The sequence below is a fragment of the Agromyces allii genome, assembly GCF_009749385.1.
In the GTDB taxonomy this organism is placed as follows: Bacteria; Actinomycetota; Actinomycetes; order Actinomycetales; family Microbacteriaceae; genus Agromyces; species Agromyces allii.
In genome coordinates, this window is sequence record NZ_WBIN01000001.1 from 194,485 (window position 1) to 219,751 (window position 25,267).

17 protein-coding genes and 2 tRNA genes are annotated in these 25,267 nt (G+C 71.1%); 6 read left to right on the top strand and 13 right to left on the bottom strand.

Translation table 11 applies throughout. The features are described 5' to 3' along the window. Positions 1–4: 4 nt before the first annotated feature. The 3 genes from GQR16_RS00870 to GQR16_RS00880 form a co-directional block, all read right to left on the bottom strand. A complete protein-coding gene (locus GQR16_RS00870; RefSeq protein ID WP_157413265.1) occupies positions 5–1,552 on the bottom strand; it encodes an MFS transporter in 1,548 nt (515 codons plus the stop codon). Positions 1,553–1,652: 100 nt separating this feature from the next. Then, positions 1,653–2,666: a zinc-dependent alcohol dehydrogenase gene (locus GQR16_RS00875; protein ID WP_157413266.1), complete on the bottom strand. Its 1,014-nt coding sequence runs from the start codon at positions 2,664–2,666 to the stop codon at positions 1,653–1,655. Then, the gene (locus GQR16_RS00880) at positions 2,666–3,586 is read right to left on the bottom strand and encodes an SMP-30/gluconolactonase/LRE family protein (RefSeq protein ID WP_157413267.1); all 921 of its coding nucleotides are present in this window, start codon (positions 3,584–3,586) and stop codon (positions 2,666–2,668) included. Before GQR16_RS00880 ends, GQR16_RS00875 begins: the two co-directional genes overlap by 1 nt. A gap of 128 nt (positions 3,587–3,714) precedes the next feature. On the opposite strand from GQR16_RS00880, the gene GQR16_RS00885 reads away from it, so the two are divergent. After that, positions 3,715–5,430 (top strand): IlvD/Edd family dehydratase, encoded by a 1,716-nt coding sequence (locus GQR16_RS00885; RefSeq protein WP_157413268.1) that lies wholly within the window; start codon positions 3,715–3,717, stop codon positions 5,428–5,430. Positions 5,431–5,560: 130 nt separating this feature from the next. On the opposite strand, the gene GQR16_RS00890 is transcribed toward GQR16_RS00885, so the two are convergent. Both GQR16_RS00890 and GQR16_RS00895 read right to left on the bottom strand, forming a co-directional pair. Then, a tRNA-Met gene (locus tag GQR16_RS00890) sits at positions 5,561–5,634 on the bottom strand. Between the two features lie 167 nt (positions 5,635–5,801). After that, on the bottom strand, positions 5,802–6,056 hold the full coding sequence (locus GQR16_RS00895; RefSeq protein WP_157413269.1) for a hypothetical protein: 255 nt from the start codon (positions 6,054–6,056) through the stop codon (positions 5,802–5,804). A gap of 111 nt (positions 6,057–6,167) precedes the next feature. On the opposite strand from GQR16_RS00895, the gene GQR16_RS00900 reads away from it, so the two are divergent. From GQR16_RS00900 to GQR16_RS00910, 3 genes are all read left to right on the top strand, one after another. Beyond that, positions 6,168–6,788 carry a TetR/AcrR family transcriptional regulator C-terminal domain-containing protein gene (locus GQR16_RS00900; protein ID WP_157413270.1) on the top strand — a complete coding sequence of 207 codons (621 nt, stop codon included), beginning with the start codon at positions 6,168–6,170 and terminating at the stop codon, positions 6,786–6,788. Positions 6,789–6,884: 96 nt separating this feature from the next. Beyond that, complete coding sequence (locus tag GQR16_RS00905) at positions 6,885–7,091, top strand: three-helix bundle dimerization domain-containing protein (protein ID WP_157413271.1); 207 nt, start codon at positions 6,885–6,887, stop codon at positions 7,089–7,091. A gap of 23 nt (positions 7,092–7,114) precedes the next feature. After that, positions 7,115–7,717 (top strand): 4'-phosphopantetheinyl transferase family protein, encoded by a 603-nt coding sequence (locus GQR16_RS00910; protein WP_157413272.1) that lies wholly within the window; start codon positions 7,115–7,117, stop codon positions 7,715–7,717. Positions 7,718–7,726: 9 nt separating this feature from the next. Here the strand turns inward: GQR16_RS00910 and GQR16_RS00915 are convergent, their stop codons facing one another. From GQR16_RS00915 to GQR16_RS00930, 4 genes are all read right to left on the bottom strand, one after another. Then, positions 7,727–9,046: a M1 family metallopeptidase gene (locus GQR16_RS00915; RefSeq protein ID WP_157413273.1), complete on the bottom strand. Its 1,320-nt coding sequence runs from the start codon at positions 9,044–9,046 to the stop codon at positions 7,727–7,729. Beyond that, positions 9,046–12,999 (bottom strand): Pls/PosA family non-ribosomal peptide synthetase, encoded by a 3,954-nt coding sequence (locus GQR16_RS00920; RefSeq protein WP_157413274.1) that lies wholly within the window; start codon positions 12,997–12,999, stop codon positions 9,046–9,048. The genes GQR16_RS00915 and GQR16_RS00920 overlap by 1 nt, the downstream gene beginning before the upstream one ends. 93 nt (positions 13,000–13,092) lie before the next feature. Further along, complete coding sequence (locus tag GQR16_RS00925; protein ID WP_157413275.1) at positions 13,093–13,602, bottom strand: hypothetical protein; 510 nt, start codon at positions 13,600–13,602, stop codon at positions 13,093–13,095. A 251-nt stretch (positions 13,603–13,853) separates the two neighbouring features. After that, a tRNA-Met gene (locus tag GQR16_RS00930) sits at positions 13,854–13,927 on the bottom strand. A gap of 305 nt (positions 13,928–14,232) precedes the next feature. Here GQR16_RS00930 and GQR16_RS00935 point away from each other — a divergent pair. Continuing rightward, the gene (locus GQR16_RS00935; protein ID WP_170298386.1) at positions 14,233–15,657 is read left to right on the top strand and encodes a glycoside hydrolase family 18 protein; all 1,425 of its coding nucleotides are present in this window, start codon (positions 14,233–14,235) and stop codon (positions 15,655–15,657) included. 123 nt (positions 15,658–15,780) lie between these two features. Here the strand turns inward: GQR16_RS00935 and GQR16_RS00940 are convergent, their stop codons facing one another. Beyond that, positions 15,781–18,693, bottom strand: a complete 2,913-nt coding sequence (locus tag GQR16_RS00940) for a UPF0182 family membrane protein (RefSeq protein WP_211373400.1) — start codon at positions 18,691–18,693, stop codon at positions 15,781–15,783. Positions 18,694–18,847: 154 nt separating this feature from the next. Then, positions 18,848–19,972 (bottom strand): YlbL family protein, encoded by a 1,125-nt coding sequence (locus GQR16_RS00945; protein ID WP_157413278.1) that lies wholly within the window; start codon positions 19,970–19,972, stop codon positions 18,848–18,850. 215 nt (positions 19,973–20,187) lie between these two features. Here GQR16_RS00945 and GQR16_RS00950 point away from each other — a divergent pair, with 215 nt between their 5' ends. Next, positions 20,188–21,546, top strand: a complete 1,359-nt coding sequence (locus GQR16_RS00950) for a zinc-dependent metalloprotease (protein ID WP_157413571.1) — start codon at positions 20,188–20,190, stop codon at positions 21,544–21,546. 920 nt (positions 21,547–22,466) lie between these two features. Here the strand turns inward: GQR16_RS00950 and GQR16_RS00955 are convergent. Then, the gene (locus tag GQR16_RS00955) at positions 22,467–24,221 is read right to left on the bottom strand and encodes an ATP-dependent helicase (protein WP_425482607.1); all 1,755 of its coding nucleotides are present in this window, start codon (positions 24,219–24,221) and stop codon (positions 22,467–22,469) included. After that, on the bottom strand, positions 24,209–25,240 hold the full coding sequence (gene nudC, locus GQR16_RS00960; RefSeq protein WP_157413280.1) for an NAD(+) diphosphatase: 1,032 nt from the start codon (positions 25,238–25,240) through the stop codon (positions 24,209–24,211). The genes GQR16_RS00955 and nudC overlap by 13 nt, the downstream gene beginning before the upstream one ends. Positions 25,241–25,267 lie beyond the last annotated feature (27 nt).

Consider the following 25,267-nt stretch of genomic DNA (forward strand, 5'->3'; position numbering starts at 1 on the left):
CGTGTCAGGCGCCGCGTCCGGCGGCCGAACTCGTGGCCTCGACCACGTCTGCGGGCGGCGTGAGCGTGTGCGAGGTCGACGCGGCGGCCGCGGCGTACTCGAACTCGGTCGGCTTGCGGGTGACGCCGCGTGCGACGAGCAGCGCGAGGGCGATGCCGAGCACGCACCAGATGCCCATCGCGATCGACGACCACGAGAAGGCGTCGGCGAGCGCCACGCCTTCGGAGGCGCCGTCGGCGATCCGATTCGCCGAGACCGAGCCGTAGACGGATGCCACGATCGCCGTCATCACGGCGGCACCGACGTACCGCGCCATGTTCGAGATGCCCGAGGCGGCGCCGACCTCGCGCGGCTCGACGCACGCGGTCGAGATCGACGAGCACGGCCCGTTCTGCAGGCTCATGCCCGCGGCGACGCCGATGAGCGGCAGCACGAACAGCGCGTACGTCCAGGACTCCGTCACGAACGCGAGCGCCGCGAACGACACCGACATGATGACGAAGCCGACGGCGATCGTGGTGCGTACGCCGATGCGGCCCACGATCGGGGTGATGAGCGGCGCGAGCACGACGGCCGCTGCGGCGACCGGGAGGGTCGCGAGGCCGGCCTGGAAGGCGTCCATGTCGAGCGTCGCCGGGTTCTGGAAGTACAGGCTGACGATGAACATGATGCCGTTGACGGTTCCGGAGCCGAGCAGGATCGACAGCGTCGCACCCACGAGCACCTTGTTCTTCAGCAGTGCGAGGTCGAGCAGCGGCGCCTTCACGCTGCGCTCCACGAGCACGAACCCGATGGTCGCGCCGATCGTGATGGCGAAGCATCCGAGGGTCTGGATCGAGCCCCAGCCCCAGGCGCTGCCGTTCGTGAGCGCGAAGATGAGCGGGGCGAGGATCGCGGCGATGAGCACGGTGCCCGCGATGTCGATCGACCGCGGCCTCGTCGGGTCGCTGGACTCCAGCACGGCGATGAGCGTCACCGGGATGCAGAGCGCGGCGATCGCCGCGTCGATCCAGAACAGCCCCTGCCAGCCGAGCGTCGATGCGAGCAGGCCGCCGACCAGCGGCCCGGCTGCAGCCCCGACCGCGGATGCCGCGCCCCACAGGGTGACCGCGCGCATCTGCTCCTTGCCGGTGCTCGAGGCCGACAGCAGGCTCATGCCGCACGCGAGGATCGTCGCGCCCGCCGCACCCTGGATGCAGCGGCCGGCGATCACGCCGATGCCCTCCTGCGAGAGTGCGATGAGCACGCACGAGGCGATGAAGAGGAGCAGACCGCCGAGGAAGATCTTGCGGCGGCCGAACACGTCGCCGAGGGACCCTGACGTGACGATCACGGCGGCGCCCACGAGCGAATAGCCCGTCACCGCCCATTGCAACGTGTCGGTCGGCGTGCCCGTGTCGGCCGAGATCGCGGGGATCAGGATCGACACCGCCGAGGTGTTCGCGTTCACCACCAATGCCGAGACCGATGTCGCGATCAGCGCGCCGAGCGCACCTCGCCGTGCGGTCGCAGAACCCGCCGAACCTACCGAAGTCGTTGCGTCGTCCCCCATGGGGATCTTCATACCACCGCGGCGGGCGGCAGTGCCGGAAGCGCGCGCACGGCGGGCACCGGTTCGAGCGCGCCTTCGCGCGGGTGCAGCGGCAGATGCGTCAACGCCGCGGGTCGACGTGGATCTTCGGGCCGAGGCCCGCACCCTCCGGTCGACCGCCGGCGAGCACGTCGCCGACCTCGTCGAGGCCGATGGTCGCCGCGACGAGCGGCCTCGGGTCGACGGCGCCCGAGGCGTAGCGGTCGATCGTGCCGGCGAGCCCGGGCGACGCGCTCAGCACGCCGACGGCGGTGACGTCCTTGAGGGCCAGCATCCGGGTGTCGACGAGGCTGGGGCTTCCGGCGAGACCGATGTAGACGACTCGACCCGAGGGCTCGACGAGGTCGAGCGCCCTGGCCGGCAGCGCCGGCGCGTTCGAGGCGTCGATGACGGCGTCCCACGGCAGCTCCGGCAGGTCGCCATCGGTCCAGACGCCGTCGAACCCGAGCGATCCGGCGTAGTCGAGCGAGCGTCGCGACCGCCCCATGAGGTGCACTTCGGCACCCTGCGACTGCGCGAACATCGCGGCGAGCAGGCCGATCGTGCCGGGGCCGAGCACGAGCACGCGGTCGCCCTCCGAGACCTCCGCACCCCGCACGGAACGCAGTGCGTTGCCGCCCGGCTCCACGAGCGCGCCGAGCCTGTCGTCGACCGTGTCGGGCAGCGCGTGCAGCGCGGAGACGGGCATCGCCAGCTGCTCGGCGAGGGCACCCGGGAAGCCGTTGCGGATGCCGACCTCGTCGCGGAACTCGCACACGTGCTGATGCCCGGCGAGGCAGCGCCGGCATCGACCGCACCCGAGCATGGTGTCGCCGGTGACGCGACGACCGATCCACCCCGGATCGACGCCGTCGCCGGCCGCGACCACTGTGCCCATCCACTCGTGGCCGAGCCGCAGCGGGTACTCCGCATGCCCCTCGTGGAGGTACTGCATCTCGCCGGTGTAGAACTCGACGTCCGTGCCGCACACCCCGACGCGCGCGACGTCGATCACGACGTGTCCGGCCGCCGCGACGGGCGGCGCGACATCCTGAATCTCGAACTCGCGCGGCCCGCTGAGCACGAAGGCGCGCATCAGGCGCGCCCGGTTTCGGTGGCGCTGAAGACAGTGAGGGCGGATGTCGCCCACGAGGTGGTGGGAACGCCCCGGGTCGCCACCTCCGCGAGGAACAGCCGCCCGGCGTCGGGGTACCGTCGTCGCTCCCCGTCGTCCAGATCGCGCGAGGCGGTCGTGATGAGCAGCCGATCGAGGTCATCGCCCACGAAGGCGACGCTCGAGACGTGCGGCGCCGCAACGCGCACCGTGTCGGCCGGCACGCCGTCGGGCGTGAACGAGCGCACCTCGCCACCGCCCCAGATCGCCACCCAGAGATGGCCGCGAACGTCGACGCAGATGCCGTCGGGGTAGCCGTCCTCGACGTGCAGGTGCCGTCGGCGGGGTCCGACCCCGCCGGTCGCGGCGTCGTAGTCGCGAACCCAGACGATGCCGGGCATCGTGTCGGTGCTGTACATCAGCGTGCCGTCGGGCGACCAGGCGATGCCGTTCGAGAGATCGAGGTCGGCGTCGAGCGTGGTGAGCGCCCCGTCGTGCTCGAGCCGGAGGAGTCGTTCGCCGCCGCCTCGGTCGTCGAGCGCGAGCGTGCCGACCACGAATCGACCGTCGGGATCGCAGGCGCCGTCGTTCGATCGGCTGTCGATGCCGGGCGCGACGATGATCGGCCCGTCGAGGCGCTCGCCGTCGGCCGTCACGAAGACGAACCGATCGTGCGCGGCGACGAGCAGACCGCCATCGACTGCGGGCACGGCAGCCCCGACCCGGCCGTCGAAGCGCACCTGCCGGGTCGGCCGGATCCCGTCGCCGTCGAGGCGGCCCTCGAACACGATGCCGAGCTCGACGTCGATCCACAGCACGGTCGACGTCTCGGCGATCCAGACCGGACCTTCGGCGAGCACGTGGGTGTCCGGCGACGCGGGCACGGCGTGGAACTCGGTCACGACGGGGGCCTCTTCGATCCGCCGTCGACGAGAAGGGGCAGCCGCATCGCCCCGACGGCGGGGTCGACCTTGGCGTTCATGGTGCTCCAGATGTTATGCATAAGTCCTGACCTACGGAAGAAGACCCCGTGACCGAGCATCGCAGCTCCGAGTGGTACGCCGGCACCGACCGCAACGCCTACATCCATCGCGCGTGGATGCGGCGCGGTCTGCCCGAGAACGCGTTCGACGGCCGCCCGCACATCGCGATCGCGAACACCGCCTCCGACCTGACGCCGTGCAACGCGCACCTGAACGAGGTCATGGAGTCGGTCAAGGCCGGGATCTTCGAAGCCGGCGGCATTCCGCTGAACCTGCCCGTCGTCTCGCTCGGCGAGACCCAGGTGCGCCCGACCGCGATGCTCTGGCGGAACATGGCGGCGATGGCGACCGAGGAGATGCTGCGCGCCAACCCGATCGACGGCGTCGTCCTGCTCGGAGGCTGCGACAAGACCATCCCGAGCCTGCTGATGGCCGCGGCATCCGTCGACCTGCCCGCGATCGTCGTGCCCGGCGGGCCGATGAAGACCGGCACGTTCCAGGGCGTGCCGCTCGGCTGCGGCACCGACGTCTGGCGACTCAGCGAGGAGGTGCGTGCCGGAACCCTGAGCGAGGAGCAGTTCCTGAAGAGCGAGTCCTCGATGATCAGCAGCCGGGGCCATTGCAACACGATGGGCACGGCCTCGACGATGGCGCTCGTCGCCGAGGCGCTCGGCACGATCATCCCGGGCCTGGCCGGCACGTCGGCCGTCGACAGCCGCCTGCTCGAGCAGTCCCACGAGACCGGACGCCTCATCGTCGACCTCGTCGAGGCCGACCGACGGCCGAGCTCCTTCCTCACGAAGGGCTCGTTCCGGAACGCCATCGTGGCGCTCGCGGCGATCGGCGGATCGACGAACGCCGTCGTGCACCTGCTCGCGATCGCCGGACGGCTCGGCATCGACCTCACGCTCGACGACTTCGACGCGATCGGGTCCGGCGTGCCGCTCCTGGTCGACCTGCAGCCCGCCGGCCGGTTCCTCATGGACGACTTCCAGCGCGCAGGCGGCCTGCTCTCGGTACTGCGCGAGGTGCAGGACCTCCTCGACCCGACCGCGCTGACGGTGACCGGCAGGCCGCTCGTCGACGCCCTCGGCAGCGCGCGCATCTGGGACCACGAGGTCATCCGCGTTCGAGAGACCCCCCTGATTCCGGATGCCGGCATCGCCGTGCTCCGCGGCAACCTCGCGCCCGACGGCGCGATCATCAAGCCCGCCGCGGCCTCGGCGCACCTGCTCTCGCACCGCGGCCGCGCCGTGGTCTTCGACAGCATCGAGGACCTGCACGCCCGCATCGACGACCCCGACCTCGACGTGGACGCCGACTCGATCCTCGTGCTCCGCGGATGCGGGCCCAGGGGCTACCCCGGCATGCCCGAGGTCGCGAACATGCCGCTGCCGAAGAAACTGCTCGAACAGGGCCTTCGCGACATGGTGCGCATCTGCGACGGCCGCATGAGCGGCACCGCCTACGGCACCGTCGTGCTCCACGTCACCCCGGAGGCCGCAGCGGGCGGGCCGCTCGGCATCGTGCAGACGGGCGACTGGATCACGCTCGACGTGCCGAACCGCACGCTCGACCTCGACGTCGACCCCGACGAACTCGACCGACGCCGCCCCGATCGGGCCACCGCCGACGGCTTCGCGAACCCCCGGCGCGGATGGGAGCGCCTCTACGTCGACCATGTGATGCAGGCCGACACGGGCGCCGACCTCGATTTCCTGCGGGGGTCCAGCGGCGACCGGGTCTCCCGCGAGTCGCACTAGGCGCCGACGGCCTCGGCCGGCGCGGCAACGGCAGCTGCAGCGGCCGGCGCGCGGCGTGCCGCAACGCAGAAGAGGCCGGAACGACTCTCGTCGTTCCGGCCTCTTCGATTCGGCATCTGATGCCGTTTCGTTGCGGGGACAGGATTTGAACCTGCGACCTCTGGGTTATGAGCCCAGCGAGCTACCGAACTGCTCCACCCCGCGCCGTCGGCCCGGGTGAACGGGCCTCTGCTCGATTTCACTGGCCGGGCTGGATGCTCCCGGTCAGGTCTTCGTTGCGCTTCCTCCAGTATACGGGCTCCGCGAGGGCTCTCCGACCACTCCCGCGCTTCGCCGCCGTCGCCGGTGCCGTCGAAGGCGGTGCCGACGACTCAGTCGCCCGCGCGCGTGAACAGTCGGGCGATGCGGTTCTGCCAGCTCACCAGCACCCGAGGCGGCCGACCGTGCGCCGGAGCCGAGCCTCGCGGGGAACCGTCGCCGCCATGCCGCTGCGTGCGAGCCTGGAACGACTCACCGTGACGGCTCGCGCGCTGATGCCCCGTCGGAGCCTCGTGATGCTCGGGAACCCCCGGAATGCGATGCGTCGCCTCGTGCAGCGCGGCCTCCACCGTGCGATCTCTCGACATGGCGCCCCTTCTCTCGTTCGTCGATGGCGGTAGGACCATCGCCCTCTACCAGTGATAGAGAATCTACCACTGATAGAGTCGGAGTTCGCCATACACGTCGAAAGGTCTCCGATGACGCTGGACCGGCAGCAGGTCGTCGCCGAGGCGGTCGCCCTCCTCGACGCCGACGGACTCGACGGCGTGACGACCCGCAAGCTCGCCGCCCGCCTCGGCGTGCAGTCGCCGACCCTCTATTGGCACGTGCCGAACAAGGCCGCCCTCGTCACCGCGATCGCCGACGCGATCCTCGCCGATCTCGTGGGGCGGATGTCGCCGCCCACGCCCGGCGAGACCTGGCAGCAGTGGCTGGCCGACCTCGCACGGGCCCTCAGGCGCGCACTGTTGGCGCATCCCGACGGGGCGCGCGTGATCTCCGCCGCGCAACTGTCCGTGTCGATGAACGCCATCTCCGAGCTCGTCATGAGCTCGCTCGTCGCCGACGGGGTGCCGCTGCGCCAGGCCCGCGTCATCACCCTCGCCACCGAGCGGTTCACCATCGGGTACGTGCTCGAGGAACAGGCGCCGCGCCCAGACGAGAAGGCGCTCGAGGGCTGGGATCTCGCCGAGTTCAGCGCCGCGCACCCCACCCTGATCGCCGGGATCACCGACTACTTCGCCGACGGTCGCACACCCGACGACCTCTTCGACGACTGCCTCGGCGTCGTCATCGCAGGGGCGGCGGCCACCGCCTGAGGCGGTCCGCGCCGCGCGGCTCGCAGCCCGCGCCATCCGTCCATCGTTTGCGGAGCATTCAGCACGCCGTCGTCGCGCTGCCGTAACATCCTCGCCATGGATCAGAAGAAGGTGTCCGAAGAGAACGCCGTCGCCGAGGTCGTCGATCGCCTCGCCGAGAGATTCCCATCGGTCGAGAAGACCGAGATCACCCGGATCGTCGCCGATGAGTACGGCGCGTTCGAAGGTCGGCCGGTCCGAGATTTCGTCCCGGTGCTCACCGAGAAGGGTGCCAAGGAACGCGTGCGGCTGCTCGTCGGGTGATCCGGGCCGATTCGGCGGCGTCGATGCGCAGCGTGCGATCGGCGATCGCGACGGCCCGACATCCGCCCCTTCCCGACGACGGCGGCGCACATGACCTGGCACTGCTGAGCGAGGCCGACCTCGAGCGCTTCGAACGGATGCCGCAAAGCTCGCGCGGCGGCTTTCTGGCGGGTCGTTCGGCGCTCCGCAGCGCAGTGTCACGGCTCACCGGCACGCCTCCGTCGCAGATCCGGTTCGCGGCATCGTGTCCGGACTGCGGTGAGCAGCACGGACGGCCGACGGTCGTCGGACTCCCGGGAACGCAGGTGAGCCTCGCGCACGCCTCCGGACTGGCTGTGGCGGTGGCGGCGAACGTCCGCGTCGGAATCGATGCGGAGTCCTCGGCGACCTCGAAGGAGCGGGTCGAGGCGATCCGAGAGGTGACGCGCCTCCGATCCGGTGACGCCCTGCGTCACTGGGTGCGGATCGAGGCCGTGCTCAAGGCCGATGGGCGAGGCCTGCGAGTCGATCCGGCGGACGTGCGGGTTCGAGGCTCGATCGCGAACCTGTCGGATTCCGCCCTCCGATACCGACTCCGCCCGGTCGTGCTCAAGGGTCGGGTCTGCGCGGTCGCGTTCGAGGCCTGACGCAGCGGGCTACGGGAACGCCGGCAGCCGCTTGGACGACAACCACGCGTCGAAGAGCGAGTCCAACGGAACGGGCGAGTACCGCGCCGCATGCGATCGGAACTCCGCCGTCGACACGACTCCGCCCCGGTGATCTCCGATCCAGGCCCGGATCATGTCGAAGAATCGTTCGTCGCCGATGGTTCGACGAAGCGCGTGCAGGGTGCAGGCGCCGCGCTTGTAGACCCGGTCGTCGAACATGTGCTCGGGGCCCGGGTCGTCGAGCACGAGGTCCTGCGGCTTCAGCCGGAGCGCGACGTGGTGCGCTCGCGCGTGCTGGTCGGCCGTGCGCCCACCGGCCGCCTCCGACCACAACCACTCGGCGTAACAGGCGAAGCCCTCGTTCAGCCAGATGTCGCGCCATCCGGCCACGCCGACGCTGTTGCCGAACCACTGGTGCGAGAGCTCGTGCGCGATCAGGCGCTCCGACCCGCCACGACCGTCGGCATGGTTGGCGCCGAACGTGGCCATGCCCTGTGCTTCGATCGGGATCTCGAGGTCGTCGTCGGTCACGACGACCGTGTACGTCGGGAACGGGTACGGTCCGAACGCCGTCTGGAAGTACGCCATCATGCCGCTCAGGGCCGCGAAATCGGCGTGCACGGGTTGGCTGAGCGCCGGCGGGTACGCGAACACGGTGTCGACGCCGTCGAGGTGCCGCGGTTCGAGCGCGTAGCGCCCGATCTGCACGGTCGCGAGGTAGGTGGCCGTCGGCTCGGCCTGCAGGTAGGTCCACGTGGCCCGACCCGACGCCACGACGCGGTCGACCAGGACGCCGTTCGCGATCACCGTGTACGCCTGCTCTGCGGAGACCGCGATGCGATACCTCGCCTTGTCGGACGGGCGGTCGTTGCAGGGGAACCAGGTCGGCGCCCCCGACGGTTGCGACGCGACGAGCACGCCGTCGGTGAGCTCCTCCCAGCCGAGGGTGCCCCAGCGCGATCGGCGAGGCGTCGGCGAACCGGCGTACTCGATCTCGAGGGTGAACGGCTCCCCCGGCCCGATCGGCGCCGGAGCCTGCACCACCAGGTGGGTCGCCGACTGGGTGAACCGAACTCGGCGATCTCCGTCGAGACGCACCTTCTTCGCTCGGAGGTTCACCAGATCGAGGACGATGCTCGTCAGGCGAGCGTTCGCACGCCCGGCGACGACGGCCGTGCCGTCGAGCCGGTTGGTCGACACCTTGTACCTGAGGTCGAGGTCGTACGACTCGACCCGGTACGCATCGGTGCCGGAGCGCGGCAGGTAGGTGTGCGCGGTCGTGGGCGCGTCCGGTGCTGAGTTCGACATCAGCGGCCGTGGTACTTGCCGACGACGACGTCGCGCCACGGTCCGATGGGGTTGCCGCTCCAGCGGGACCCCTCCGGCACGACCTCGCCGCGCATCACGAGCGATGCCGGGCCCACGGTCGCGTTCGCACCGATGCGCGCTGCGGGGAGGATGACGCTGTGCGGCCCGATCGTGCTGCCTGCGTCGAGCGCGACGGAATCCATGCTCATGATTCGATCATGGAACAGGTGCGTCTGCACGACGCATCCCCGATTGACCGTCGACGCGTCGGCGAGTCGGACGAGATCGGCCTCGGGCAGCCAATAGCTGTCCACCCACGCCCCCCGACCGATCGAGGCGCCGAGGCTGCGGAGCCACCAGACCAGAGACGGCGTTCCGGCCGCCGAGCGTGCGAACCAGGGCGCCGCGACCATCTCGGTGAACGTGTCGGACACCTCGCTGCGCCAGACGAACGACGACCACAACGGATGCTCTCCGACCCGGATGCGCCCGATGAGGATCCATTTCGCCGCGGTGCTCACGATCGCGGCCACCGCGCCCGCGAAAACGAGCACGATGCCGCTGAAGAGCGCAGCCGGGAGCGCGCCCCATGCATCCGTCGCCCAGGCGAGGGCGAGCAGCACGCCGAGACCGATGCCCGTGGTCACGAAGACCGGCACGATGCGCAGCAGTTCCCACACGGTACGCGCCACGCGCAGGGCGGTGGGCGGCCGGTAGGTGCGCGACTCGTCGGTGCTCTGCGTCCGCCTTCGGAGCTTCACCGGAGGCGACCCGAGCCATGAGGAGCCGGCCTTGCCCTTGCGCGGGGCGGCGGAGAGCACGGCGACGAGTCCATCCCGCGGGACGCGGTGCCCGGCGACGGCCATGCCCGAGTTGCCGAGGAATGCGCGCGAGCCGATCTCGGCTCGCGCGAGCCGGACGTATCCGCCGCCGAGTTCGTACGAGGCGATGAGCGTGTCGTCGGCGAGGAAGGCGCCGTCGCCGATCGTCGTCATGGTCGGCAGGAGCAGCACCGTCGAGGCCTCGACGTCACGGCCGACGGTGGCGCCCAGCATCCGGAGCCAGATCGGCGTGAAGAGGCTCGAGTAGAGCGGGAAGAGCACCGTTCGGGACAGGTCGAGCAGGCGCTCGATCGACCACGCCTGCCAGCCCTGTCGGCCCCGCACCGGATGGATGCCGGGCTCGAGCCCGACACCCAGCGCCCGCACGAGCAGCACGACGAGAACCGCGAGCACGACCCCCGCGACGAGCGTCGCCGGAACGAGGGCGCCGAACGCCCGAAGGGCCGCGGCGTCGGGCGACGGGGCGTGTCGGACGACCGCAGCGACGACGGCCCCGCCGGCCACGATCGCGGCGACGGGCACGAGCGACACGGCGACCGAGGCCGCAGCATAGGCCGCGACCCAGCGAGTGCGACGCGGCGGGCGCTCCGCCGGCCACCAGTCGGTCGACCGGCCGACCCGCACCGCGGGCGAACCCGCCCAGTTCTGACCGGCCGGGACTCGGCCGAAGACCGAGGAACCCGGTGCGACGGTCGCGTGCTTGCCGATGCGGGCGCCCGGCATGAGCGAGGATCGGGCTCCGACCGTGCTGCCCGCACCGATGCGGATGGGGCCGATGCGCACGTGGTCGCCGTCGATCCAGTACCCGGCCAGGTCGACCTCGGGTTCGATCGAGGCGCCGTCACCGACGGTGAGCATGCCGGTGACCGGAGGGAGCGTGTGCATGTCGACGTCGGAGCCGACGCGGGCGCCGAGTGCGCGCGCGTAGTACGAGATCCAGGGTGCGCCGGCGAGGCTCGCGGCCCCGATCTGATGCGCGACCTGCTCGGCGAGCCAGAGTCGGAGGTGCACCCCGCCGCCCCGCGGGTAGTCTCCCGGCCGGATGTCGACGAGCAGCAGGCGTGCGAAGACGACCGCGATCGCCATCCGCCCCCACGGCGTGACGAAGACGAGCAGGCCCACGAGCAGCAGCCAGACATCGACCTCCGGCAGGAAGTCGAATCCGCCGAGCGGCCGGAGGATCGCGCTCGCCGTCAGCAGGTAGATCAGCCAGCGCACGCCGTTGAGGATGTAGAGCGGAACACCGAGGAGCGTCTGGAGCCACTGCATCGACGCCGGCGTCGGAGCGACCGTGTGCGTCGAGACGGGGAGATCGTCCTGGTCGGGTTGGTCGGCGACCGCGTCGGCCATGGCGCCGAGGCGGGGGTGGGCGTAGATGTCGGCGACCGTGAACTCAGGATCCGTCGCCCGGATCAGGGAGACGAGCTGGGCCGCCGCCAGCGAGCCACCGCCGAGGTCGAAGAAGTTGTCGTCGGGGTCGGTCACCGGCACGCCCAGTACGGCCCGCCAATGCTCGGCGAGCATCGCCTCGGCCTGGCTGAGGCCGCCCGCCTCGAGGTCGACGTCGGACTCGAGCGGCCACGGGAGGGCGGCCTTGTCGACCTTGCCCGAGGTGCGCGCCGGCAGCTCCTCGAGCACCGCGAGCACCGGCACGAGCGCCGCCGGAAGCTCCTCGCGCAGGCGCGCGAGCGCGACGGTCCGGTCGAATCCGGTGCGATCGGGCACCGCGAGGTACCCGACGAGCACGTCGTTTCCGGTCGGGCTCTTGCGTACGGCGACCGCGGCCGCGGAGACCCCGTCGAGTTCGTGCAGCGCAGCCTCGATCTCGCCGAGCTCGATGCGCCGGCCACCGACCTTCACCTGGTCGTCGGCGCGACCCTGATACAGCAGTCCCCGCCGATCGAAGCGCACGAGGTCGCCGCTGCGGTACGCACGCTCCCACCCGAGGCTCGGCATCGGCGCGTACTTCTCGGCGTCCTTCGCCGGGTCGAGGTACCGGGCGAGGCCCACACCGCCGATCACGAGTTCGCCGACCTCGCCGTCGTCGACGGGTTCGCCCGCGGCATCCACGACCGCGAGATCCCAGCCGTCGAGCGGAAGGCCGATGCTGACCGGCTCACCGGCGACGACCGCCGTGCCGCACGCGACGACCGTCGCCTCGGTCGGGCCGTAGGTGTTCCACACCTCCCGGCCGTCGATCGCGAGCCGGTTCACGAGCTCCGGCGGGCAGGCCTCGCCGCCGAAGATGAGCAGCCGCACGCTGTCGAGCGCCTCGGACGGCCAGAGCGCCGCGAGCGTCGGCACCGTGGAGACGACCGAGATCCGACGGGCCGCGAGCCACGGGCCGAGGTCGGCGCCGCTCCGGACGAGCGATCGCGGCGCGGGCACGAGGCAGGCGCCGTTGCGCCAGGCCAGCCACATCTCCTCGCACGACGCGTCGAACGCGACCGAGAGGCCCGCGAGCACGCGGTCGTCGGCCGTGATCGGGTCGTCGGGAAGGAAGAGCCGCGCCTCCGCATCGACGAACGCGGCGGCCGACCGGTGGCGCACCGCGACACCCTTCGGCGTACCGGTCGAGCCCGACGTGAAGATGATCCACGCATCGTCGTCGACGGTGGGCGGCTCCGTGAGAGGCGTCGATGCGGTGCTCGCATGAGGTCCCGGGCCGACGAACAGCGCGGAGTCCGCGTCGAGCCGATCCTCGGCCGCCGCGCCCGGAGCGGGCTCGAAGCGCCCTCGGCCCTCGATCACCCCTCGCACCCGCGCCTCGGAGAACACGAGATCCGCGCGCTCCTGCGGATCGTCGGCGTCGACCGGAACGTACGCGGCACCTGCCACGAGGATGCCGAGGATCGCGACGTAGAGCTCGCGAGACCCCGACTCCATCCGCACGCCGACCCGGTCGCCCCGCCCGACGCCGGCAGCCTGCAGGCGCGCGGCGACGGAGATCGCTCGCGCCATCAGCTCCCGGTAGCTGAGAGCACCGTGCGCATCCTCGATCGCGGATGCCTCGGGGTGGCGGGCGACCGTGTCGCGGAAGATGTCGACGAGTGTCCGGGGGTCGGGTGCCGACGCCGAACGACTGATGACACCGCGGGGGGAATTCGTCACTGCCTACTCCTCTGACCCGCGCTTCCGGCACGAGGGCACACGGCAGCCGACCCTATCGGGGGCAGGTTATGCAGAGGTGAACGACGCTCGGGATCACGCGAGTGCGTCGATGAGCGCGGCCTTGTTCATGCGCGAGTACCCCGGGATCGCACGCCGCTTCGCCTCCTCGCGGAGTTCGCGGAACGAGGGGCCCTGAGCCGGTTCGGTCGGAGCCGGTTCGCTCGGAGCCCGCTCGCCGTCGGGCCCGGCGTCCGGGGCGCTCTCGGACCGCGCGGTCTCAACGACGGGGGCATCCGGTCGGTGCGTCACGATCGACCTCGCCTCGGCGACGCGCTCCGCGGCGTACTCCTCGGACTCCACCGCGAGCGCAGCGGCCGATTCCGCGACCTTCGCGGCCTTGTCGACCTTTCGACTCGCACGGTCGACCCGCTTCGCCGACTTGGCCGCGTCCTTCGCGAGCTCCGCGACCTCGGCCTCGAGCTTCTTCACGCGTCGCTTCGCCGTGCGATCCAGCTTGCGCACGGCCTTGGCCGCGTCATCGACGGCGTCGCGGGCATTCGCGATCGCCTTCTTGGCCGCCTTCTCGATCTTCTTCTTGGCCACAGCGCCCCCTCGAGGTTCGGCGTCCGTTGGCGGGCACCTGCGACGACCCTACTCCGCGGACCGGCGTCGACGCGCCCGACATCGAGCGCGGATCCATGCGACGGAGAGGGCTCACGAGCCGGATCGGCCGGCTCGGAGGCAGCCGCATGGTGCGGCGGTGAACGTCTCGCCACGCAGCAGAATGCAGAAGAGGCCGGGATCGAATTGCTTCGATCCCGGCCTCTTCTGGGCGGTATTTCATACCGCTTCGGTTGCGGGGGCAGGATTTGAACCTACGACCTCTGGGTTATGAGCCCAGCGAGCTACCGAACTGCTCCACCCCGCGGCACAAGAGATAAACCTAGCATGGCTCTCGAGACGTCACAAATCGGGGCGGATGTCGCGCGCAGGCGCCGCGTCGACGACCCGTCGCCCTCCGCCACCCGCCACTGACATCCGCTCGGCCGCATGTTGCGACATGCGCACATACCTGTGCATTCGCTATGGAGGCCCGACAGCGACATCCGCGATCCATTGGGATTCCCGCAGTATTCGTGAGGACTCCTTCCTAACCCGGATCCGCCATTGATAGCGTCGCCGCAATCGCACGCGCGCCGTGCGCGTGCGGGCAACCGATCGATGAGGATTCACATGCCGAAGCGTCACCTGATCAGAACCGCGGTGCTCACCGCCGCCGCGACCGCGCTCGTCGCGACATCCGCCGTCTCCCCCGCTCTCGCCCATGGCGGCGACGGTCGCGACGACCGTGACGATCGCGGAAACCACGACCAAGAGCGCGACCGGCACAAGGACGAGCGCAAGCATCCGCGCTCCGCGGGGCCGGAGGACATCAACGGCTACCGTGCCGTCGGGTACCTCATGGCCGACACCCCGGTGACGCGCGACTACCAGATCGAGGACCTGTTCATCACGGGCGCGATCAAGGACATCACGCACATCAACTACGCGTTCGGCAACGTCACCTCGAACCTGACGTGCGAGATCACGAACACGCCCGGCGAGGGCGACGCGCAGAACGACTACCTGCGACTCGTCTCGGCGGCCGACTCCGTCGACGGCAAGAAGGACTCGAAGAACCAGCGGCTCGCGGGCAACTTCAACCAGCTGCTGAAGCTCAAGGAGAAGAGCCCCGACACGAAGATCCTCGTCTCGCTCGGCGGGTGGACCTGGTCCGACAACTTCGCCGCCGCGGCAGCGACTCCCGAGAGCCGTGCGAAGCTCGTGTCGAGCTGCATCGACGTCTACTTGAAGGGCAATCTGCCGGTCGTCGGCAAGCAGGGCGGCAAGGGCGTCGCCAAGGGCATCTTCGACGGCATCGACATCGACTGGGAGTGGCCCGTCACCGGCGGCGAGGTGCCGAGCTCGAGCCCCGACCCCTCGGTCGACAAGGAGAACTTCCTGGCGCTCATGGAGGAGTTCCGCACGCAGCTCGACGCCTACGGCAAGAAGACCCATGAGGACTACCTCCTCACGGCCTTCGCCCCGGCGGGCGGGTGGAACGCCGGACAGGGCGGATGGCTCGACCCGCGCCTGTTCGCGTCGGTCGACTTCCTCAACGTGCAGGGCTACGACTTCCACGGCGGATGGGTTCCGACGAAGACCGGCCACCAGGGCAACCTGCACCCCGACGGCACCGAGAACTGGGGCCTCGGCCTCGACGGCGCGGTCGGCATGTACCTGAACGCGGGCGCAGCGCCCGAACAGCTGAACGCCGGACTCGCGGCCTACGGCACCGGCTGGACCGGAGTCACCGTCGGCGACGACGCGTGGCAGCCCGCCACCGGGTGGATCGGCACCAAGCCCTATTACGACCTGCGCGAGGTCGGCACCGGGTACTTCGACCCCGCCGTGGGAGCCTCGTGGCGCTACGACGCGGCGACGGGCGACTGGTGGAGCCTCGACGACCCGACGTCGGTCACGGCCAAGGCCGAATGGCTGGCGCAGGCCGGCTACGGCGGCGCCATGTGGTGGGACCTCTCGGGCGACTACCGCAACGAGCTCGGCGACTCGCTCGGTGACGCCCTGCGCAACGCGCCCGAGGGGCCGCTCGACTGAGCCCCTCGGCATGACGTGCTGACACGAGTGCGGAGCCCGCCGCACGAACAGCCGCACGCACACGTGCACACGACGATGGCCGGCAGGATCCCCTGCCGGCCATCGGTCGTGTTCGCGCCGCGGTTACTGACCGGAGTCGGCCAGCGCCAGCATCTTCGCGATCGTCTCGGCGAGCTGCGCGTCGGCCGCCCCGTACGCCGCCCAGTCGCCGTCGGCGAGGGCCGCCTGCTTCGCCTTCAGGAACCCGGACGCATCGCGCAGCAGTTGCTGCATCTCGGCGCTCTGGCCCGTGCCGCCGTCGGTCGGCGGCGGAGTGGTGCCGTCGCCCTCGGTCGGAGTCTCGGGCGGGGCATTCGGGTCGACCTCGTTGTCACCGGCATCCGCCCCGGAATCGCCGCCGAACAGCACGTCGAGCGCGAGGTCGAGGGTGTCCTGGAAGGCGATGTCGTCGCCGAACGCCACGAGCACCTTCTGCAGCAGCGGATAGCTCGTGTTGCCCGTGGACTTCACGAAGACCGGCTGCACGTACAGCAGACCGCCGCCGACGGGCACCGTGAGCAGGTTGCCGTTGATCACGTCGGACTGTCCCTGTTTCAGCAGGTTGAGCGACTGCGACACCGTCGGATCGGAGTTGAACGTCGCCTGCACCTGACCCGGGCCCGGCACGTTGTCGTCTTCGGGCAGCGTGAGCAATCGCAGCTTGCCGTACCCCTCGGCCCGTTTGCCGTCGGTGCTGCCGGCGTCGGCGTCGACCGCGAGGTAGCCGCGGAGCACGTTGCGGCTCTGGTCGCCGCTCGCCTCGGGGATGAACGTCGTGTACAGCGAGTACGACGGGGCGTCCTGGCCGGGCATCTGCATCGTCAGGTAGTACGGCGGCTGCAGCAGCGTGGTGTTGGCGGGCTCGGTCGGCTCCTTCGGCGTCGTCCACGCGTCTTCACGCGAGTAGAAGGCGCCGGCGTCGGTCACGTGGTAGCGGCCGAGCACCGCGCGCTGCATCTTGAACAGGTCGGCCGGGTAGCGCACGTGGGTCATCAGCTCGCCCGACATCTCGCTCATCGGCTTGACCGTGGTGGGGAACACCTTCTGCCAGGTCTTGAGGATCGGGTCCTCGTCGTCCCAGGCGTAGAGGGTGACCGAGCCGTCGTAGGCGTCGACGGTGGCCTTGACCGAGTTGCGGATGTAGTTGACCTCGTCGAACGGCAGGGTCTGCGGGAGGGTCTCGCTGTCGGCGATCGCCTCGCTCATGCTGACCTTGTTCGAGTACGGGTACTGGTCGGTCAGCGTGTACGCGTCGACGATCCAGACGACACGGCCGTCGACGACCGACGGGTACGCGTCGGAGTCGGGCGTGAGGTACGGGGCGGCCTTGCGCACGCGCTCGATCGGGTCGCGGTCGTAGAGGATCTGCGACGACGTGTTCACGGCGTCGGAGAGGAAGATCTGCTCCGACTGGAACTTCAGGGCGTAGACGAGCTTCGTGAAGACGTTGTCGAGCTTCGGTCCGCCGTCGCCGGTGAACGTGGTCTGCGTCTGCTCGTCGTTCTCACCGCCGGCCGGGTAGTCGAGCTCGACGGGCTTCGTGTCCTTCGGAGCACCGACGATCGAGTAGTCGGGCGAGGTCTCGCCGAAGTAGACGCGCGGCTCGAACTCGCCGAGCGCGCCCGTCGAGGGGATGCCGGACTGCAGGAACACCGGCTGGCCGCCCGCGGAGCGCTGGTTGCCCGCGGCCGCGACGAGGCCGTAGCCGTGCGTGTAGACGATGTGCGAGTTGTACCAGGTCTCGGCGTCACCGAGGCCCGAGACCTTCAGGTCGCGCACCGCGACGACCGTGTCCTGGGTCTTGCCGTCGATCTCGTAGCGGTCGACGTCGAGCGCGTCGGGGAACTGGTAGTACTGGCGGAACTGCTCGAGCTGCTGGAACGCCGGGCTGATCACCAGCGGGTCCATGAGGCGGATGTTCGCCGTCGTCTCGGCGTCGGCGCGGAGCGCGCCCGGCTCGGCCGTGGTCTGCGCCTCGAACGGGATCTCCTCGGCGTCGGCGATGCCGTACGCGTCGCGCGTGAGGTCGATGTTGCGCTGGATGTACTCCGCCTCGAGCGTGCGGGGGCTCGGGTCGACCTGGAACCGCTGCACGACCCACGGGTAGAGCGAGCCGATGAGCAGGCTCGAGACGACGAGGAGGGCGACGCCGACGAGCGGCAGGCGCCAGCGGCCGATGATGGCCGTCACGATGAACAGCACGGCCACGATCGCCGCCGCGACGGCGAGGATCTGGCGGCCCGGGATGACGGCGTGCACGTCGGTGTAGGCGGCACCCGTGATGAGCGAGCCCGTCTCGGTGACCGTCGCGTACTGGTCGAGCCAGATGCTGACGCCCTGCAGCAGCAGGTAGAGGCCCGCGGTGATCGCGATCTGCACGCGCGCCGACTTCGAGATGACGACCTCGCGGCCGTTCACGCGGATCGCGCCGTAGAGGTAGTTGGTGGCCGCGACGAGCAGGAGCGAGAGCAGCACGACGGCCGACGCGAAGCCCACGATCGAGCGGTAGAACGGCAGCTCGAAGACGTAGAAGCCGAGGTCGAACCCGAACTGCGGGTCGGTCGAGCCGAAGGGCGTGCGGTTCAGCCAGGTGAGGGTGAGATCCCACCGGCTCGAGGTCGAGACGCCCGCGAAGATGCCGAGCACGACGGGCACGCCGTACATGGCGAGGCGGCGCAGGGGCTCGAAGACCTCCTGGTAGCGGTCGAGCTGCGAGTTGAACTTCGCGTAGACGGGCCGCGTGCGGTAGGCGATCTGGATCGACGCCCACACGGGCACGGCCATCGCGAGGAAGCCGATGACGAAGAGCACCGTGCGAGCGATCCACTGCGTGGTCAGCACCTCGAGGAACCCGAGCTGGTCGTACCAGAGCACGTCGGCGTAGAGTCCGGTGAACACGAAGAATGCGATCACCAGCACGGCCAACACCCCGATCGTCAGGGCGATCGGCGCACGGCGGCGCGAAATCCTCGGTTCTTGCGGCTGTGTTGCTGACACTCTCGGGCCTCATTCGGTCGCGACGGGATCGAATCTCCATCCTACGTTCGTCGAACGGGGCTGAAGCCGCGTGAGGGCGCCCTCCGGCTGGGAACTTCGTAACGAATCGAGGGTCGGATGCCGCGTGCCGCATGTGTTCGGCGACGCGAGACCTTCAGGACGCCGGGCAGGTGGCGAAGTCGCCCAGGTCGGCTCCCTCGCCCGCGGCCTCGACGACCGCGCGGGCCTGGTCGAGCGTCTCGACGGCGAACACGTCGACGCCGTCGGGGACGTTGCCGGTGACCTCGTCGCAGTTCGACTCGGGCGCGAGGAAGACGGTGGCACCGGCATCCTTCGCCCCCCAGAGCTTCTGACGGATGCCGCCGATGGGGCCGACCGCGCCCGCGGAGTCGATGGTGCCCGTGCCGGCGACGATCTCGCCGCCGGTCATGGCGCCGGGCGTCAGCTCGTCGACGATGCCGAGGGCGAACATCATGCCCGCGCTCGGCCCGCCGACGTCGTCGAGCTGCAGCTCGACGTCGATCGGGAACTCGTAGACCATGCGCACGCCGACGCCGAGCACGAACACGCCCGAGTTGTCGGAGGGCGTGACCTCGAGCGAGACCGCGGCGCCGTCGCGCAGCACCTGCAGTTCGGCGGGGGTGTCGCCGCCGTTCTCCTGCACGGCCGCGCGCAGTTCGTCGATGGAGAAGACGTCGACGCCGTTGACCTGCTGGATGACGTCGTCGTCTTCGAGCACGCCCTCAGCGGGCGACCCCTCGGCCACGCCGGAGACCGTGACCTCTCGTGGGAAGTCGTAGCCGAGCTCGACGAGCGCGGCGGCGATCGCGTCTTGCTGGGAGTCGACCATGGCCGCCGCGTTCTGCGCGTCGCGGTCCTCGTCGGTGACGCCGGCCGGGAAGACCGCCTCGACGGGGATGACCGACTGCCGGACGTCGAACCAGGCCCGCATGACCTCGAACCAGCTGGGCGTCGCGCCCGGCCGCCCCACGACCGAGACGGTGAGCAGGTTGAGCTCGCCCTCGGTGGGGTAGGTCTTCTCGTCGGGGATGGCGATGAGCGGGATCTCCTCGCCGTCGTGCTCGGCCGTGCCGAGCGTGTCGTACACGGGGCCCGGCCGCTCGATCACGTACGGCGACGGCAGCAGCGCGAACAGTGCGGCGATCACGACCGCGACCACGGCCGCCCAGCCGCCGAAGCGCTCGCGGAACGGGCGGGGCTCTGCGACGTGGGCCGGTTCGTCGGGGCTCGGCGAGTGGTCGTCGGCGAAGAGTGCCATCGATGGTTCCTTCCGGACGGTGCTGACGCCGAGATCCGCCGGATGCCGCACCTGTTCGCGACAGGCGGACACCGGGAACGCCCAGCTTAAGCCATTTCCCAGCCTCCCGTCCGCACCACGGCGCTACGGTGGAGAGAACTTGACAGGAGGTGGCTCACGTGGCCGATCGGGACGACGAGCCGGGCGACAAGAACTCCGAAGAGGAGTTCCGCGAGATGCTGCGCAATCTGCTCTCGGGCGGGGGCGGCATCGATCCGGCCCAGTTGGCGGGCGCCGCAGGGCTGCCGAACGATCCGGCGAGCGTGGCCGCGCTGTTCAGCCAGCTCCAGCAGGCCATGAACCACGCCGACGACGGCATCGACTGGAGCGCAGCCCTTCGCCAGGGCGAGCAGCGCGCGGCATCCGCCCAGTTGCAGGTCACCGACGAGGAGCGCGCACGTCTCGACCAGGCGCTGCAGGTCGCTTCGCTCTGGCTCGACGAGGCCGTCGTGTTCGGCCGGCTGCCCGACTCCCCCGAGCTGCTCACGCGCCGGGGCTGGGTCGCCGCGACGATGCCGATCTGGACCCAGCTCGCCGAACCGGTCGCGCTCAGCATCGCCGACGCCCTCACCCGGGTCATGCGCGAGCAGGCGCCCGAGGAGATGCAGTCGATGATCGCCGGCGCGAGCAAGCTCATGCGCGGCATCGGCGGCGCGATGTTCGCCATGCAGCTCGGACAGGTCGTCGGCCAGCTCGCGTCCGAGGTGGTCTCGGGCGGCGACGTCGGCATCCCGCTGCAGGCCGACGGGCGCGCGGCGCTCATCCCGCAGAACGTCGCCGAGTTCGGCGCCGACCTCGACATCCCGTCGACCGAGATCGAGCTGTACCTCGCCGTGCGCGAGCTCGCGCACGCGCGCCTCTTCCGGCACGCGCGCTGGCTCCGGCTCAACCTCATCAGCGCGATCACGGCGTACGCGCGCGGCATCGAGATCGACACCGAGCGCCTCGAGCAGCTCGCCGAGGGCTTCGACCCGTCCAACCCGACGAACACCGACGAGCTTCGCCACGCCGTCGAGTCGGGCGCGCTCATCAGCGCGAAGAGCGATGCGCAGCAGGAGGCGCTCGCACGGCTCGAGACCATGCTCGCGCTCATCGAGGGCTGGGTCGACCAGGCCACGGCCGACGCGACGAGCCGCCTGCCGAAGTCCGACGCGATCGCCGAGACCATCCGGCGCCGCCGTGCGACGGGCGGCCCGGCCGAGTCCGCGTTCGCGACCCTCGTCGGTCTCGAGATCCGCCCTCGACGCATGCGCGAGGCCGCGGCCATGTGGCGCGCGGTCACCGACGCCGTCGGCATCGAGCAGCGCGACGCGCTCTGGGCCCACCCCGACCTCCTGCCGACCAGCGAAGACCTCGACGACCCGAGTCGGCTCATCGCGCGGCTCACGGGCGCCGAGTCCGCGGTCAGCGAGGCCGATGACGAGTTCGACCAGGCCCTCGAGGCGCTGCTGCGCGGCGAGACGCCCGCGGCCCCGGGCGAGGGCGGCGAGGCCCCCCAGACGCCGGAGGCCGACGGCGGGCCGTCCCCCGTCTGACCGGCGGGCAACCGGGCACCGAGCCCCGAGCACTGAGAACTGCGCCGCCGCATCCCTTCCCTGTGGACGGATGCGGCGGCGCGGTCGTCCGATCGGGCAAGCTCGCCGCATGACGCTCCGGCTGGATCCCGCGCTCCCCCTCGTCTGGCGCACGCCCGAAGACCTGCAGGTCGGCGCGGCCGCCCCGGTCGCGGTGTTCGAACGCGCCGGCGACGTCGAGGCCGGCCTCATCGCGGCGCTCCGGCACGGCGTGAGCCTCACGACGCTCGTCACGATCGGCTCGGGCCTCGACGCCTCGCCCGAGCGGGTGCACGAGGTCGTCGAACGCCTGGCGCCGGCGTTCGTGGGCGAGCCGTCGCCGTCGGCTTCCCGAGGTGATCACGGCCGAGCGGATGCCGCGGTGCGGCGTACGCGAACGGTGGCCGTCGACGGCACCGGCCCGCTCGCCGACCTCATCGCCGCGAACCTCGCGGCGTTCGGACACTTCGTGCTGCGGCTCGAGCCGCCCGCGCCCGGCGGGGCCCCGGCGAGCACCGACCTTCCCGAACCCGACCTCGTCGTCATCGTCGCCGCCTGGGCCGTCACGCCCGCACGTCACCTGCCGTGGCTCCGCCGCGACCTGCCGCACCTCGCCGTCGTGAGCGACGACGCCGGCATCCGCGTCGGACCGTTCGTCGAACCCGGCCGCGGCCCCTGCCTGCGCTGCCTCGACCTCGCTGCTCGAGATGCGGATGCCGCGTGGCCCGTGATCGCCGCGCAGCTCGCCGGGCGACCGGCCCCCGCCGACACCTCGCGGTTGCGGTTCGACGCCGCCGCACTCGCGGCGACCGTCGTCGACGACCGGTTCAGCGAACAGCTCGAGGGCCGGCCCGCCCCCGACGCCGCGTCGTCGGCCCGGCACGACCTGACCGCGGCATCCGTCAGGTTCGACCGGCGGGGGTCCTCTGGTCGCCGCCTCGCGCACGCGGAGCATCCGGCGTGCGGCTGCCGAGCTCCCGCAGGAATCGCGATTCCTCTCGCACTGCCCGCTGCTGGCCGCCGAGCCGCGCCCAGCTCAGCGACAGCCGTCGCCGAGCGCGCGTGACGCCCACGTAGAACAGGCGGCGCTCCTCGTCGATCGCGTCGAGGCCCTTCGCGTAGGCGATCGGGAGCATGCCCTCGGTGAGCCCGACGATGTGCACCTCGTCCCACTCGAGACCCTTCGCCGAGTGCAGGGTCGCGAGCGTGACGGCCTGCACGGTGGGCTCGTGCTGGGCCTCGGCGCGGGCCCGGAGGTCGTCGGCGAACGCGCGGAACGTGGTGCCGGCCGGGGCGTCGTCGACGAGTCGGGCGAGCGCGTTCAGCGACTCCCACCGCCCGCGCACCGCACCGGGGCCGTCGGGCGCCTGCGCGGTCCATCCGAGCGAGCGCAGGACGTCGCTCACCGACTTGAAGAGCGGCTCGTTCGCGATCGTGAGCGCTGCGGCGCGCAGCGCCTGCACCGCCTGGCGCACCTCGGGCTGGTCGAAGAACCGCACGTTGCCGCGGATCCGAGACGCCACGCCCACCTCGTCGAGCGCGTGCTCGAGCATCGCCGACTGCGAGTTGACGCGCATGAGCACGGCGATCTGCTCGGGCGCCGCACCCGCGTCGATGCGGTTTCGGATCACCGTCGCGACGCCGCGCGCCTCGGCCAGCTCATCGGCGTACGACGTGATCGCGGGTTCCTCGCCGAGCTTCTCCGCGGTCGCCGCCCGCAGCTGCAGCGCGCCGGTGCGACCGCGCATGAGCCGGTTGGCGGCCTCGACGATGGGCTCGACCGAACGATAGTTGCGCTCGAGACGCACGATCGTGGCATCCGCGAACCGACGTTCGAACCCGAGCAGGTACTCGGGCGTCGCGCCCGCGAACGAGTAGATGGTCTGGCTCGCGTCGCCGACGACGCAGAGCTCGCTGCGATCGCCGAGCCACAGGTCGAGCAGGTGCTGCTGCGCGGGCGAGACGTCCTGGTACTCGTCGACGACGAAGTGGCGGTAGCTCTCGTGCACCTGCATGGCGACGGACGCCTCGGCCTCGACCATGCCCGAGGTCGCGAGCAGCACGTCCTCGAAGTCGAGCTGGCGGCGCTCGTCCTTGATGCGCTCGTACGCGGCGACCAGGTCGTGGAACTGGTCGGGCTCGAGCGAGCCGGGCGCGCCGCGCGCGGCCAGCCGCGCTTCGTAGGCCGCGGGCGTCAGCAGGCCGACCTTGCGCCACTCGATCTCGGCCGCGACGTCGCGGAGCGTGGGCTGGTCGACGCGCAGGCGGATCGACTCGGCCGCCGCACCCAGCAGCCGCCCCTTGTACTCGAGCACGCGGGGCGCGGCACCGCCGACGACCAGCGGCCAGAAGTGGTTCAGCTGCGCGAGCGCGGCCGCGTGGAACGTGCGCACCGGCACGCCGCCCGCGCCGAGCAGGCGCAGCCGCTCGCGGAGCTCGGCCGCCGCGCGAGACGTGAACGTGAGCGCCATGACGCGCGCCGGATCGTAGGTGCCGCTCGCGACGCCGTAGGCGATGCGATGCGTGATCGCCCGGGTCTTGCCCGTGCCCGCACCCGCGAGGATGCAGACCGGCCCGAGCAGCGCCTCGGCCGCGACGCGTTGCTCGTCGTCGAGATCGGCGAGCAGGGGGTCGGATGCCGCGCTCACGCGCCCCAGCCCTGCGGCGAGGACTCGATCGGACCGCCGAACCACTGCTCGAGCATCCACCCCGCGATCGACGTGCGGCCCGGGAACCCGACCTCGGGCAGCGCGGCCGCGAGTTCGTCGCGGCTGAACCAGCGCAGTTCGAGGATCTCCTCGCCGTCGGGCGCGACGGCGGCGGCCGCCTCGGCCGAGACCGCCCGCGCCGTGAACCCGAGCATGAGGCTCGCCGGGAACGGCCACGGCTGCGACGCCACGTACGCGACGTCGACGACCTCGAGCCCGGCCTCCTCGCCGATCTCGCGCACGACCGCGGACTCGAGCGACTCCCCCGGCTCGACGAACCCGGCGAGCAGCGAGAAGCGGTTGGACTGCCACATGGCGTTCGATCCGAGCAGCACGCGATCGTCGGCATCGGTCACGAGCACGATGACCGCGGCATCCGTTCTCGGGAACACCTGACCGCCGTCGTTCGTGCACCGGCGCGACCATCCGGACTCGATCGGCTCGGTCGGGGCGCCGCAGCGCGGGCAGAACCCGCTCGCCCGGTGCCAGTTCGCGATCGCGACGGCCTGCGTGAAGAGGCCCGCATCGCGATCGGAGAGCATCGGCGCGGCCTGGCGGAGGCCCGCCCACCGCGCCTCCTCCGGCTCGAGCAGCATCGCCGCGGACTCGTCGAGCACCCAGGCCTCGATGGGGGCACCCGCGTGCGCAGAACCCTCCTCGTCGAGGGCGCGACCGAGGTACACGCGGAGCGCATCCGGTGCCACCGGCCCGGCGCCCTCGTCGGTCGCACCGGCATCGGAACGCCCGGCAGCGGACACGGCCGCCGAGACCTCGGACGGCGGGCGCAGGTCGAGCACGGGCGAAGCACCCTCCACCCGCTCGGTGAGCAGTGCCCGGCCGTCGCGCAGCAGGAGCACGCGGGCGTCGGGATCCGCGTCGAACCGCGCGGAACGATCAGCGGCACCACGGCCGATGCCGTCGCGATCGAGGTGCGCCCGAGCGAGGGGCGGGGGTGTCGATTCGCGCACGGCGTCTCTCTCTCGCGTCGGGCCGGA